Here is a 13247-nt window from a genome sequence, read left to right as displayed (position 1 = left end):
ATGAAGCCCATGAAACGCTACATCCCCTTCGTCAAAGCCGACCCGCATGTGGCCGTCATTCGCTTTCAGGGGGGGATTGGAACCTCGGCCCGGGCGATGTCGGATCGCAGTCTTGCCCCCAGCATCGAAAAAGCCTTCCGCAGCAAGCCTGTGGCCGTGGCGCTGGAAATCAGCTCGCCCGGTGGCTCGCCTGTGCAATCCTCGCTGATCTCCGCGCGCATCCGGCGGCTGGCCGAAGAAAAGAACATCCCCGTTTTCAGCTTTGTTGAGGATGTGGCCGCCTCGGGCGGGTATTGGCTGGCCGTGGCGGGGGACGAGATTTTCGTCGATCGCGGCTCGATCGTGGGCTCCATCGGCGTGATTTCCGCAGGCTTCGGGCTGACCGGCACCCTCGACAAGATCGGGGCCGAGCGGCGGGTTTATACCGCGGGCGAGTCCAAGAGCATGCTAGACCCCTTCCAGCCCGAGAAACCATCGGACGTCAAACGCCTCAAGGGGTTGCTCGACAATATGCACGACTATTTCAAGGATCACATCACCAGTCGCAGGGCCGGTAAGCTGGACCCCGCAACGGATCTGTTCACAGGCGACATCTGGGTGGGGCACAAGGCCATCGAACTGGGGCTCGCGGACCAGATTGGCCATCTTGTTCCGGTGATGAAGGACCGGTTCGGCGACAAGGTGACCTTTCGCCGGTTCGGTCAGAAAAAGCCCCTGTTTTCGCGCTTGGGGATGCAGATCGTGGATGACGCGGTTGCCGGCCTCGAAGAGCGCGCGGCCTATGCGCGGTTCGGCCTGTAATGATTGCAAAGATTGTTCTTCTGTTCCTCGTCGGCATGGGCATCCTCGGGATCCTTGGCAAACTGACCGTGCCCGGTGCGAAACGTCTCAGTGACGCGCGCTGCCGCTCTTGCGGGCGCTTCACCTTCGGCAAACCCTGTTCGTGCAAGGGGGGACGCTCATGACCGATTGGGTTCCTCTGCCCGGCGGCGCGGCCGGTGACTGGACGGCGACCGTGCTGGGGCTGGTGCTGTTGCTGCTGGCCGGTGACAGTCTGGTCAAAGGGGCGGTCAACATGTCCCTGCGGCTGGGCGTGCCCGCCTTGATCGTGTCCCTGACCATCGTGGCCTTCGGCACCTCCGCGCCGGAGCTTTTGATCTCGGTTCAGGCGATTTTCGACGGGGTGCCGGGGCTGGCGCTGGGCAATGTCGTGGGGTCGAACACGGCCAACGTGCTGATGGTGCTGGGCATCCCGGCGTTGATCGCGGTGATGCATACCAGCGCGCACGACAGCAAATCCAGCTTCCTGCAGATGATCGCCGCCACAGTGCTGTTCATCGGGCTGGCGTTTCGCGGCACCTTTGACTGGATCGCAGGGGTGGTGCTTCTGGCGGCGCTGGCGGGCATGTTGGTCCACGCCGCGCGGGCCGCGAACACCCACCGCAAGGCGTGCTGCGACGCGACCGAGGTGGACGACCTCGAAGGGGCCGACCCGGACCTGCCATGGGCAAAGATCCTGCTGTTTCTGGCCCTCGGGTTGATCGGTCTGCCGCTGGGGGCGAGCCTTCTGGTTGAGGGCGCGTCGAACATCGCGCGCACCTTCGGGGTGACGGAGACGGTCATCGGGCTGACTTTGGTCGCGGTCGGCACCTCGCTGCCCGAGCTGGCGACGACCGTGATGGCCGCGCTGCGCAAACAGGCCGACGTGGTGCTGGGCAGCGTCATCGGGTCGAACATGTTCAACCTTCTGGGCATCATCGGTGTCGCCTCGCTCGTGGGGCCGATCCCGGTGGATGAGCAATTCCTGACCTTCGATCTGTGGGTGATGCTCGCCGCGTCGCTGCTGTTGATCCCCTTCGTCTACCTCAAGCAGGACCTCACCCGTGTCTGGGGTGTGCTGTTGACGGTGCTTTACCTGCTTTACGTTTACGTGGTGCTGTGATGGGAGCCGCGCTGATCACCGGGGGCGGGGCACGTCTGGGCCGGGCGATGGCGCTCTATCTGGCGCAGCGCGGCTTTGCGGTGGCGGTGCATTACCACACCAGCGCCGAGGGCGCGGAAGAGGTGGCGACGCTCTGCGGCAACGGATCGGTGCCCTTGCAGGCCGATCTGCTGGATGAAGCACAGGTCGAGGCACTGGTGCCCCGCGCGACCGAGGCGTTGGGCCAGCCCCTGACGGTCTTGATCAACAACGCCTCCGTCTTCGAATACGACACCGTGCAGACCGCCACGAAAGACAGCTGGGACCGGCACATCGGATCGAACCTGCGCGCGCCCTTCGTGCTCACGCAGCACTTCGCCAAACAGGCCCCCGCCGCCCGGCCCGATGACGCGGGCGAGCCGGTGGCACAGGCGCTGGTGGTCAACATGCTGGACCAGCGGGTGCGCAAGCTTACGCCGGAGTTCTCCACCTACACGATTGCCAAGATGGGGCTCTGGGCGTTCACGCAGACGGCAGCACAGGGGCTCGCGCCGGACGTGCGGGTGAATGGCATCGGGCCCGGGCCGACCCTGATCGGTGCGCGCCAGTCGCAAGATCATTTCGACCGCCAGCGGGGCCATACGGTGCTGCAGCGCGGCTCGAACCCGTCGGACATCACCGCGGCGCTGGGTTACTTTCTGGACGCTCCGGCGGTCACGGGGCAACTTTTGTGCGTCGACGGTGGCCAGCATCTGGGCTGGAAAACGCCCGACATTCTTGGGGTTGAGTTGCCCTGACAAAGCTGACGCAGGGGAACTTGTGCACCGGGCGGCGGAACCCTGACAGCGCCGTTACAATTCGTTAATGATTTCAATCTCTTGCCAATTGGTCAAAATTAAATCTAATGTTTGCAATGCGTTGGCTGAGTGCCTATTTTTTAGGCAACCTGATCCGGGGCCAATGAATCAAGCCAATTTGCCGAATGGGCGGGAATTGCCCACGAGGTTATCCACAGAAAAAGTGGACATGTTTGCACTTGCAGCACGCACCTTGTCATTGCAGCCGGAACCGGGAATCATAGGTTAGATCCATGAGTGAGCCATCCACCAAAACGCCGACCGGTTATAAGGTCATTCAGGGTTATCTGCGCACGCTCGACAGCTCGCCCGGGGTGTACCGGATGCTCGATGCCGACAGCCGAGTGCTTTATGTCGGCAAGGCGCGGAACCTGAAGAACCGGGTGAGCAATTACGCCCGCCCGACGGGGCATTCCGCGCGGATCAGGGCCATGATCTCGCACACGGCGTCGATGATGTTCCTGACCACCCGGACCGAGACCGAGGCGCTGCTGCTTGAGCAGAACCTGATCAAGCAACTCAAGCCGAAATACAACGTGCTGCTGCGCGACGACAAATCGTTCCCGAACATCTTCATCTCGGGCGATCACGATTTCCCGCGGATCGAGAAGCACCGCGGCGCTAAGAAGAAAAAGGGCAATTACTTCGGCCCCTTCGCCAGTGCGGGCGCAGTGAACCGGACGTTGAACACGTTGCAGCGGGCCTTTTTGCTGCGCACCTGCAGCGACAGCGAATACGACAGCCGCACGCGGCCCTGTCTGCAATACCAGATCAAACGCTGTTCGGCCCCCTGCGTCGGCAAAATTGACCAGGGCGACTACAAGCAGTTGGTGCGCGATGCCGAGCGGTTCCTGACCGGCAAGTCGACCGAGATGCAGGCGAAACTGGCCGAACGCATGGAGGCCGCCAGCGCCGAGATGGAGTTCGAGCGCGCCGCCGCCCTGCGCGACCGGATCAAGGCGCTGACCCAGGTGCAGACGAGCCAGGGCATCAATCCGCGGGGCGTGACCGAGGCGGATGTGATCGCGCTGCACCGCGACGGCGGGCAGGCCTGCGTGCAGGTGTTCTTCATTCGCGCCAATCAAAACTGGGGCAACCGCGACTATTACCCTCGGGTGAGCGGGGACGAGGACGCGAGCGAGGTGATGCAGGCCTTCGTCGGGCAGTTCTATTCCGACCGGGAACCGCCACGCATGCTCTTGCTGTCCCACGGGCTGGATGACGAGGATCTGATGTCGGAGGCTTTGTGCGAGAAAGCCGGCCGCAAGGTCGAGATCATCGTGCCGCAACGGGGCGAGAAGGCGGAGCTGGTGAGCAATGCCGCCCGCAACGCGCGCGAAAGTCTGGGCCGCAAGATGTCCGAAACCGCGACACAGGCGCGGCTGTTGCGCGGTCTGGCCGAGGCCTTCGATCTGCCGGAGGTGCCGCAGCGGGTCGAGGTCTACGACAACTCGCACATTCAGGGCGCGTTCGCCGTGGGTGCGATGATCGTCGCGGGGCCCGAAGGCTTTGAGAAAAACCAGTATCGCAAGTTCAACATCAAGGGCGAGGACCTGACCCCCGGGGATGACTTCGGGATGATGAAAGAGGTGCTGACCCGCCGGTTCAAACGGCTTTTGAAAGAAGACCCAGAGCGCAAGCAGGGGACTTGGCCCGGGTTGCTGCTGATCGACGGCGGTGCGGGGCAGGTCTCGGCCGTGCGCGAGATCATGGAGGATCTGGGTGTGGGCGACGTGCCGATGGTGGGGGTCGCCAAGGGGGTGGACCGCGATCACGGGAAAGAGGAGTTCTACCGCACGGGCAAGCCGGTGAAAGCGCTGCCGCGCAACGATCCGGTGCTGTATTTTATCCAGCGGATGCGGGACGAGGCGCACCGCTTTGCCATCGGCACCCACCGCGCCAAACGCGCCAAGGCCATCGGCGCGACCCCGCTGGACGAGGTGCCCGGCGTCGGGGCGGCGCGCAAACGCGCCTTGTTGCAGCATTTCGGCTCGGCCAAAGCCGTGAGCCGCGCCGCGCTTGCGGACCTCAAGGCCGTGGATGGGATTTCCGCCAACATGGCCGAGACGATCTATGGCTACTTCAACGAGAAGGGCTGACCTTATCCGCGGATAAGGTTTCGCTGTGTTAACAGATGGTTAAAGGTCTCGTCGGGGGTGGATACCTTGCCGGACGCCGCCGGGGGATTTCCCATCCCCCGGACCCCCGGGGAGGTATTTTTGAACCAGAGAAGGCGGGGGAGTGGCGCTGCATCGTCAAAGGTCCTAGATACTGCGTATGACCTGGAATTTACCCAACATCCTGACGCTGTTGCGTCTTCTGGCGGCGCCCGGTGTCGCGATCATGTTCTTGTATTTCGCGCGGCCCTATGCCGATTGGTTCGCGCTGATCCTGTTCGTTATTGCCGCCACAACCGACTGGATCGACGGCTATCTTGCGCGGGCGTGGAAGCAGGAAAGCAAGTTCGGGGCCATGCTCGACCCCATCGCGGACAAGGCGATGGTGGTGATCGCGCTGCTGGTGATTTGCGGCTTTTCCGGCATGAACCCCTATATCCTGTTGCCCGCGACCTTGATCATGTTCCGCGAAACCTTCGTGTCGGGCCTGCGGGAGTTTCTGGGCGATACGGCGGGCACGCTCAAGGTGACGCGATTGGCGAAATGGAAGACCGCCGCACAGATGACCGCGATTGCGGTGCTGTTCTCGACGGGCGCGTTCGAGACCTATTTCAACATGGCAATCGAAGGCATGGACCCGGTGCTGGTGCAGTCGATCCTGCTGGGAGAGGTGCCCGATGAGGGCGGGCTTGCCTGGCGGTATAGCGGCGCGTTCTATTCCTGGTGGGTCGGGATCGTGCTGCTTTGGGCGGCGATGGTGCTGACGCTCATCACCGGCGCGGATTACCTGCGCAAGGCGCTGCCATATCTGAGGGAGGCATGATGTCGGAGCAATCATTGAACGTGTTGTATTTCGCCTGGGTGCGCGAGCGGATCGGACTGCCGGTCGAGGATGTGACGACCAGCGCCGCCACGGTGGCCGATCTGGTGGAGGAGCTGCGCGGCCGCGAGGAGCGCTATGCGGCGGCCTTTGCGGATACCTCGGCCTTGCGTGTTGCGCTGGATCAGGAGCTGGCGGAGTTCGACGCGCCGCTTGCGGGCGTGCGCGAGGTTGCGTTCTTTCCGCCCATGACCGGAGGCTAGGATGATCCGCGTGCAGGCCATGCCCTTTGATGCGGGCGGTGAGTTGAACCGCTTTGCCGCCGAGGTTGACGGGGCCGGGGCGGTCGTGAGCTTCACCGGCGTCGTGCGCGACGTGGCGGGCGGGCTTGAGGCGATGGAGATCGAACATTACCCCGCCATGACGGAAAAGGCCTTGGGTGCGATCCGCGCGCAGGCGGTGCAACGCTGGGATCTGGCCGACGCGCTGGTGATCCACCGCTTCGGACGTTTGGAACCGGGCGAGGGGATCATGATGGTCGCCACCGCCGCGCGGCACCGGCGCGACGCCTTCGAGGCGGCGGAGTTCCTGATGGATTACCTGAAGTCCCGCGCGCCGTTCTGGAAGAAGGAAATCACCCGCGACGGTGCCGCGTGGGTTGCCTCGAAGGCGGATGACGAAGCCGCGCTGGGCCGCTGGTAGGGATCAGCGCGGCGCGAGCGCGCGGCAGGCTGCGTGGCGCGGGCAAGTGGTCAGGTGGTCGTTGACGAGGCCGCAAGCCTCCATCCAGGCATAGACAATGGTCGGGCCGCAGAACTTGAAGCCCCGCGCCTTGAGGTCTTTGGACAAGGCGGTGGACAGGGGCGTGGCCGGGGGCACGTCGGCTTGGGTGGTAAAACCCGGCTGCAACGGCGTGCCGCCGACCCAATCCCAGCAATAGGCGCTGAAATCGTCAATCTCGAGATAGGCCCGGGCGTTGGTGATCGCGGCTTCGATCTTGCCGCGATGGCGGATGATGCCGGCGTCGCCCAGCAGGCGCTGCACGTCATCCTCGCCCCAGCGGGCGATGACCTGCGGGTCGAACCCGGCGAAGGCGTTGCGAAAATTCTCGCGCTTTTTCAGGATGGTGATCCAGCTCAGCCCCGCCTGAAACCCGTCGAGGATCAGCTTTTCCCACAGCGCGCGGCTGTCGTATTCGGGCACGCCCCATTCGGTATCGTGGTAGGTGATATAGATCGGGTCCGACCCGACCCAGCTGCAACGGTCTGACATGCGGCCCCCTTTGGGATAATAGCTTCAATTGAGTTCAAACCAGCGTCCTTTACCAGCCCTTAAACCGCCCCGTGCAACGTGACCGCGAAAGGAGCGCTGCCCATGGGATTGAGACAGCCGACCGAGGCTTGGGACGACCAGACGCCGCGCGACCCGCTGGAATACGCGGTCTCGGTGCGGGACCGTGACGTGCTGTCGATGGTGCGGCAGGCGCTGGCGACGGACAATTGCAAATTGGCCTTGCAGCCGGTTTTCACCACCGGGGGCGGCAGCCGTCTTGCGTTTCATGAAAGTCTGATCCGGGTGATGGATGAGACCGGGCGGGTGATCCCCGCCGGTCAGTTCATGGACCAGATCGAGGATACGGGCATCGGGCGTGACATCGACGCGGTGAGCCTGCGGATGGCGTTCAATCTGTTGCGGTTTTATCCGGACCTGCGGCTGTCGGTGAATGTCTCGGCGCGGTCGCTGGGCGATGCGGCCTGGCGGAGGGTGCTGGACGGTGAGTTGCGGGGCGCCGGCGGGGTGGCGGATCGACTGATCCTCGAGATCAGCGAGGGCAGCGCCATGCAACTGCCCGAGGTCGTGATCCGCTTCATGGAGGAGATGCAGCCCTTTGGTCTGGCCTTTGCGCTTGACGATTTCGGGGCGGGGATGACCGCGTTCCGCTACCTGAAGGATTTCTTCTTTGATCTGGTCAAGGTGGACAGCCATTTCATTCGCAACATCCAGTCCGACCCCGACAATCAGGTGTTGGCCGAAGCCCTGATCACCGTCGCCCACCAGTTCGAGATGTTCGCCGTGGCCGAAGGGATCGAATCCCAGGCGGAAGCGGATTTCGTGACCTCGATCGGGGCGGACTGCGTGCAGGGGTATCACTTCGGCGTGCCGAAGTTCTCGGTCTGAGGCCACCGGCGGCGCCCGGTCGCCTTGCCCTCCGCGGCGCGGAAGTGGCGTTGCGCATGGTTTGCCAGCGACTTATGCTCAGGACAACGGCGGCAGGGGGCCCCGTTTGGCGTGCTGCCCTCTGACACCGCTTGTCGTCGGTTCATATGAGGGGATTTATCCATGACCAATGTCGTTATCGCATCCGCCGCCCGCACCGCCGTGGGCAGTTTCGGCGGGGCTTTTGCCAACACGCCGGCCCATGATCTGGGCGCCGCCGTTCTTGAAGAGGTCGTCGCCCGCGCCGGCATCGACAAATCCGAGGTGTCGGAGACCATTCTGGGGCAGGTGCTGACTGCCGCGCAGGGGCAGAACCCCGCACGTCAGGCGCATATCAACGCCGGTTTGCCGCAGGAAGCCGCGGCCTGGGGGATCAATCAGGTCTGTGGCTCGGGCCTGCGCGCGGTCGCGCTGGGGGCGCAGCACATCATGCTGGGCGATGCGTCGATTGTCGCGGCGGGCGGTCAGGAAAACATGACGCTCAGCCCCCATGCGCAGAACCTGCGCGCCGGTCAGAAGATGGGCGACATCAAGCTGATCGACACGATGATCAAAGACGGCCTCTGGGATGCGTTCAACCAGTATCACATGGGGCAAACGGCCGAGAATGTCGCCGAGAAGTGGCAGATTTCCCGCGATATGCAGGACGAGTTCGCCGTTGCCTCGCAGAACAAGGCCGAAGCGGCGCAGAAGGCGGGCAAGTTCGCGGACGAGATTGCCGCCTTCACGGTGAAGACCCGCAAAGGCGACATCGTGGTGGATCAGGACGAATACATCCGCCACGGCGCGAACCTTGAGGCAATGCAAAAGATGCGGCCCGCCTTCACCAAGGACGGCTCGGTCACCGCGGCGAATGCGTCGGGGTTGAACGATGGCGCGGCGGCGACGCTGCTGATGTCTGCGGATGACGCCGAGAAGCGCGGGATCGAACCGCTGGCGCGCATCGCGTCCTATGCGACCGCGGGGCTTGATCCGGCGGTGATGGGCGTCGGGCCGGTTTATGCGTCGCGCAAGGCGTTGGAAAAAGCCGGCTGGACGGTCGATGATCTTGATCTGGTCGAGGCGAACGAAGCCTTTGCAGCGCAGGCCTGCGCGGTGAACAAGGACATGGGATGGGACCCTGCGATTGTGAACGTGAACGGCGGCGCGATTGCCATCGGTCACCCGATCGGCGCGTCGGGCTGTCGTGTGCTGAACACGCTGCTTTACGAGATGAAGCGTCGGGATGCGAAGAAGGGGCTTGCGACACTCTGCATCGGCGGCGGGATGGGCGTGGCGCTTTGCGTTGAACGTCCCTGATCGGAAATCGCGGCGCAATAATGTTGCGCCACGATCCTGGCCCCGATAGCATCATTGCCAAGTTCAATCGAAAGGGAGAGAGATATGGGACGGGTAGCACTCGTAACAGGGGGATCGCGCGGCATTGGTGAGGCGATCTCGAAGAAACTGAAGGAGGACGGCTACACCGTCGCCGCGACCTATGCGGGCAATGATGAGGCCGCGGCCAAGTTCACCGAAACCACCGGCATCAAGACCTACAAGTGGAACGTCGCGGACTACGAGAGTTCGAAAACCGGGATCGCCAAGGTCGAGGAGGAGCTTGGCCCCATCGAAGTGGTCGTCGCCAACGCGGGCATCACCCGCGATGCGCCGTTCCACAAGATGACGCCGGACCAGTGGAAAGAGGTGATCGACACCAACCTGACCGGCGTGTTCAACACGATTCACCCGATCTGGCCCGGAATGCGGGAACGCAAATTCGGCCGGGTGATCGTGATTTCGTCGATCAATGGCCAGAAAGGCCAGTTCGCACAGGTGAACTATGCGGCGACCAAGGCGGGGGATCTGGGCATCATCAAATCGCTGGCGCAGGAAGGCGCACGGGCGGGGATCACGGCGAACGCGGTCTGCCCGGGCTACATCGCGACGGAAATGGTCATGGCGGTGCCGGAAAAGGTGCGCGAGTCGATCATCAGCCAGATTCCGGCGGGCCGCCTGGGTGAGCCAGAAGAGATTGCGCGCTGCGTGGCCTTCCTGGCGTCGGACGATTCGGGTTTCGTGAACGGCTCGACGATTTCCGCCAACGGGGCGCAATTTTTCGTCTAGACCCGCCACCCTTGGCACAAATAAGGGCCGCCCCTTGGGGTGGCCCTTTTCGTTTGCGATCTGACGGCGGGCGCTAGGCCGGGGTCAGGCGCGTAATCTCTTCTTTCAGATGAAGTTTTTCCTTCTTGAGGCGCGACACCTCAAGATCATCGGAGCCAGGACTGCGTTGGGCTTTCTCGACGGCCTCGGACAGGGCGTCGTGCTTTCTCTTGAGTTCCTCCAGGTGGGACGTCAAGCTCATGGTGTTCCTCCTAACTTCGGTGAATGAAACTAAATCTGACCACAGATTTAGGCCTCTGTCACGCTGCATGGCAGAAAGCGCGACCATGGGCAGGATCGCGCGCGAAGTGTTTCGATTTGGTTAATCGGGCAGGGGAAACGAAGCGCCATCCCGCAGGATTGCGCCGATTTCGGGGCGGTAGTCCGGTTGGTCGCTGCGGTGCTGCGGCCCGTCGTGCAGATGAACCGGCGGATGCAGCCGGAACGGCCCGCGTGCCCCCTTGTGGGCGCGGACCAGCACGCGGTCGGCGGGGCGGCCCGCGCGTCCGGTGATCGGGTAGACCGAGATCGCGCCGAGGCGGTCGTCCATAGCGCGCAGGACGTCGTGGAGACGGTCGGCCTTGTGGATCAGGGTCAGCCATCCCTTGGGGCGCAAGCGCCGGGTCGCGGTTTCGATCCAGTTGGCCGTTGTCGTGTCGCCGCGCAGCGCCAGATCACGGTCGTGCAGGGCGCTGGCCTTGCCGCGTCCGGCCTCGAAATAGGGCGGATTGGCGAGGACGTGGTGAAAGGTCATGTTGCTCAGCGCGGGCGGCAGGGCGCGCAGGTCCCCGTCCCAGATCGTCGCTTGCATCCCGTTGCGGGCGGCGTTGCGGCGGCACAGCTCCGCATAGGCCGGCTGCACCTCAACCCCATGCAGGACAAGACCCGGCACCCGCGTGCCCAGACAGAGCAGCGCCGCCCCCGCACCGCAGCCCAGCTCCAGCACCGTCTCACCCGCGCGCGCCTTGACCGCGGCGGCCAGCAGCACCGGATCGAGGCCCGCGCGATAGCCGCGGGCGGGCTGCTCAAGCGTCAGACGTCCGCCCAGAAAGGCGTCACAGGTGGTGTCGGTCATTGTCCTAGGTCGATGTCGTTGGCGGTCAGCACAGAGGCGGCGATGAAATGATCCTCGCGCCGGACCATCAGGCGGCGCGGCAATATGCCGAGCGAGCCGTCGAGGATGCTCATATTTACGTCCAACTCGAACACCTCTATATCCTCGCCCTGAAGAAGGGCTTTGGCAAAGGCGATCACGGTCATATCGTTGCTGCGCAGGAGTTCTTTCATACCCCTGATCTAAGGCGCATCGGGCGCCTTTGTCGAGCAAGGACACCTATGCGCATGAGCCTCGATCACGCTGCCACGAAACCCCATGACCGGCTGGCTGCCGCCCTGTCCGAGGAGATGGAGGCGGTGAACCTTCTGATCCGGGAACGCATGGCCTCGGAACATGCGCCGCGAATTCCGGAAGTGACCGCGCATCTGGTCGAAGCGGGGGGTAAGCGGCTGCGGCCGATGCTGACGCTCGCTTCAGCCAACCTGTGCGGCTACGAGGGCCCCTATCACGTGCATCTGGCGGCGACGGTGGAGTTCATCCACACGGCGACCCTGCTGCATGACGACGTGGTGGACGAAAGCGCGCAGCGGCGCGGGCGGCCCACTGCCAACCTGCTGTGGGACAATACCTCGTCGGTGCTGGTGGGGGACTACCTGTTCGCACGGTCGTTCCAATTGATGACCGAGACCGGATCGCTGGACGTGCTGCGCATCCTGTCGAACGCAGCTGCCACCATCGCCGAGGGCGAGGTGCTGCAACTGACCGCGGCCAGCAACCTTGCCACGAGCGAAGCGACCTATCTGCAGGTGGTGCGGGGCAAAACGGCGGCGTTGTTCTCGGCGGCGATGGAAGTGGGCGGGGTGATCGCGGGGCGCGACGCGGAGACGGTCCAGGCCCTGTTCGATTATGGCGATGCGCTGGGCGTGGGCTTCCAGATCGTCGACGACCTGCTGGATTATCAGGGCACGGACGCCACCGGCAAGAACATCGGCGATGATTTCCGCGAGCGTAAGCTGACCCTGCCGGTGATCCGCGCGGTGGCGGCGGCGGACGCGGAAGAGCGGGCGTTCTGGGTGCGCACCATCGAGAAGGGCCGTCAGGAGGAGGGCGATTTGCAGACTGCACTGGACCTGCTGGCCAAACACGGCACGCTTGAGAGCACGCGGGCGGATGCGCTGGCGTGGATGGAGCGGGCCAAGGCTGCTCTGGACCCGCTGCCCGGCCATGACCTTAAGGATATGCTGCTGGATCTGGCCGACTACGTCGTGGCGCGGGTCAGGTAACGGCCTGCGTTGCGACGCACCACCACTCGGGGTGCTGCGCGGCGATAACGGCCTGAGCGGCGGTGCAGGCGGCGGCGGTCTGGAACAGGCCGAAACAGGTGGCGCCCGAGCCGGACATACGCGCCAGATCGCAGCCGGTCTGCGCGGCGATGAGGTCCAGAACATCCGAAATCACCGGCGCAACCTCACAGGCGGGCGCTTGCAGATCGTTGCGCTGGGCGCGCAGCCAGTCCAGCCACAACCCACTTTCCCACGGATGGGGCATCGGGTCGGTCATGGGCGGATTGGACTTCTGCGGCAGAGCTTTGAAGCCCGCAGGAGTCGAGACTTCGACACCGGGATTGACCAGCAAGAGGTGCAGGGGCGGCGGCGGGCCGATCCGGTGCAAGTCGTCTCCGATGCCGGACATGCGGGTAAGGTCCTGCGACAGGCAGACCGGCACATCAGCGCCAAGCGCTGCAATCGCCTCGCCTTGGGGCAGGGGGCGGTCCCAAAGGCGCGACAACGCGCGCAAAGTCGCTGCGGCATCCGCCGACCCGCCGCCGATCCCCGAGGCGAGTGGCAACCGTTTGGTCAGGGTGATTGCGGCCCCGTCGCGGGTGTCAAAGGCGCGGGCGGCATCGAGCACGAGGTTGTCCGTGATCGAAAGTCCATCGGCGAAGGGGCCGTCGACGCTCAGTGACAACACGTCCGAGCGCGCGACGCTGATCGTGTCGCCGATCTGCGCAAAAACCACCAGCGAATCGAGCAGGTGATAGCCGTCGTCGCGCTGTCCGGTGACATGCAGCGCAAGGTTGATCTTCGCCGGTGCCGCCTCGGACAGCGTGGCG

General features: G+C 64.0%; 16 protein-coding genes. 11 read left to right on the top strand and 5 right to left on the bottom strand.

The genetic code is table 11. The features are described 5' to 3' along the window. Positions 1-9 precede the first annotated feature (9 nt). The 7 genes from DC363_RS05870 to DC363_RS05840 all read left to right on the top strand — a co-directional run bounded on the left by DC363_RS05870 (position 10) and on the right by DC363_RS05840 (position 6417). Positions 10-801: a S49 family peptidase gene (locus DC363_RS05870; RefSeq protein WP_108640197.1), complete on the top strand. Its 792-nt coding sequence runs from the start codon at positions 10-12 to the stop codon at positions 799-801. Positions 802-961: 160 nt separating this feature from the next. Next, a complete protein-coding gene (locus tag DC363_RS05865; protein ID WP_108640196.1) occupies positions 962-1942 on the top strand; it encodes a calcium/sodium antiporter in 981 nt (326 codons plus the stop codon). Next, a complete protein-coding gene (locus DC363_RS05860; protein WP_108640195.1) occupies positions 1942-2718 on the top strand; it encodes an SDR family oxidoreductase in 777 nt (258 codons plus the stop codon). The genes DC363_RS05865 and DC363_RS05860 overlap by 1 nt, the downstream gene beginning before the upstream one ends. Positions 2719-3011: 293 nt before the next feature. Next, on the top strand, positions 3012-4877 hold the full coding sequence (gene uvrC, locus DC363_RS05855; protein WP_108640194.1) for an excinuclease ABC subunit UvrC: 1866 nt from the start codon (positions 3012-3014) through the stop codon (positions 4875-4877). Between the two features lie 178 nt (positions 4878-5055). After that, positions 5056-5718 (top strand): CDP-diacylglycerol--glycerol-3-phosphate 3-phosphatidyltransferase, encoded by a 663-nt coding sequence (pgsA, locus tag DC363_RS05850; protein WP_108640193.1) that lies wholly within the window; start codon positions 5056-5058, stop codon positions 5716-5718. Between the two features lie 14 nt (positions 5719-5732). Continuing rightward, entirely contained in the window at positions 5733-5978 is a 246-nt protein-coding gene (gene moaD / locus DC363_RS05845; RefSeq protein ID WP_108640320.1) for a molybdopterin converting factor subunit 1, read from the top strand. Between the two features lies 1 nt (position 5979). After that, positions 5980-6417, top strand: a complete 438-nt coding sequence (locus DC363_RS05840; RefSeq protein WP_108640192.1) for a molybdenum cofactor biosynthesis protein MoaE — start codon at positions 5980-5982, stop codon at positions 6415-6417. A gap of 3 nt (positions 6418-6420) precedes the next feature. On the opposite strand, the gene DC363_RS05835 is transcribed toward DC363_RS05840, so the two are convergent. Further along, positions 6421-6987: a DNA-3-methyladenine glycosylase I gene (locus tag DC363_RS05835; protein WP_108640191.1), complete on the bottom strand. Its 567-nt coding sequence runs from the start codon at positions 6985-6987 to the stop codon at positions 6421-6423. 102 nt (positions 6988-7089) lie between these two features. Between DC363_RS05835 and DC363_RS05830 the strand changes: the two genes are divergently transcribed. From DC363_RS05830 to phbB, 3 genes are all read left to right on the top strand, one after another. Continuing rightward, on the top strand, positions 7090-7893 hold the full coding sequence (locus DC363_RS05830; RefSeq protein WP_108640190.1) for an EAL domain-containing protein: 804 nt from the start codon (positions 7090-7092) through the stop codon (positions 7891-7893). A gap of 162 nt (positions 7894-8055) precedes the next feature. After that, positions 8056-9231: an acetyl-CoA C-acetyltransferase gene (locus tag DC363_RS05825; protein WP_108640189.1), complete on the top strand. Its 1176-nt coding sequence runs from the start codon at positions 8056-8058 to the stop codon at positions 9229-9231. A gap of 84 nt (positions 9232-9315) precedes the next feature. Further along, on the top strand, positions 9316-10038 hold the full coding sequence (gene phbB / locus DC363_RS05820; protein WP_108640188.1) for an acetoacetyl-CoA reductase: 723 nt from the start codon (positions 9316-9318) through the stop codon (positions 10036-10038). Positions 10039-10111: 73 nt separating this feature from the next. Here the strand turns inward: phbB and DC363_RS05815 are convergent, their stop codons facing one another. The 3 genes from DC363_RS05815 to DC363_RS05805 form a co-directional block, all read right to left on the bottom strand. Further along, a complete protein-coding gene (locus DC363_RS05815; protein ID WP_108640319.1) occupies positions 10112-10279 on the bottom strand; it encodes a YdcH family protein in 168 nt (55 codons plus the stop codon). A 120-nt stretch (positions 10280-10399) separates the two neighbouring features. After that, complete coding sequence (locus DC363_RS05810; RefSeq protein ID WP_108640187.1) at positions 10400-11152, bottom strand: tRNA1(Val) (adenine(37)-N6)-methyltransferase; 753 nt, start codon at positions 11150-11152, stop codon at positions 10400-10402. Beyond that, positions 11149-11364, bottom strand: coding sequence for a putative signal transducing protein (locus tag DC363_RS05805; protein ID WP_108640186.1), 216 nt, complete (start codon positions 11362-11364; stop codon positions 11149-11151). The genes DC363_RS05810 and DC363_RS05805 overlap by 4 nt, the downstream gene beginning before the upstream one ends. 54 nt (positions 11365-11418) lie before the next feature. On the opposite strand from DC363_RS05805, the gene DC363_RS05800 reads away from it, so the two are divergent. Then, on the top strand, positions 11419-12417 hold the full coding sequence (locus DC363_RS05800; protein ID WP_108640318.1) for a polyprenyl synthetase family protein: 999 nt from the start codon (positions 11419-11421) through the stop codon (positions 12415-12417). On the opposite strand, the gene DC363_RS05795 is transcribed toward DC363_RS05800, so the two are convergent. Beyond that, positions 12410-13240 carry a 4-(cytidine 5'-diphospho)-2-C-methyl-D-erythritol kinase gene (locus DC363_RS05795; protein WP_422396404.1) on the bottom strand — a complete coding sequence of 277 codons (831 nt, stop codon included), beginning with the start codon at positions 13238-13240 and terminating at the stop codon, positions 12410-12412. The genes DC363_RS05800 and DC363_RS05795 overlap by 8 nt on opposite strands. Positions 13241-13247 lie beyond the last annotated feature (7 nt).

Origin of the sequence: Thalassorhabdomicrobium marinisediminis (genome assembly GCF_003072065.1) — a bacterium.
GTDB lineage: Bacteria > Pseudomonadota > Alphaproteobacteria > Rhodobacterales > Rhodobacteraceae > Octadecabacter > Octadecabacter marinisediminis.
This window is presented reverse-complemented; position numbering and strand designations above follow the sequence as displayed.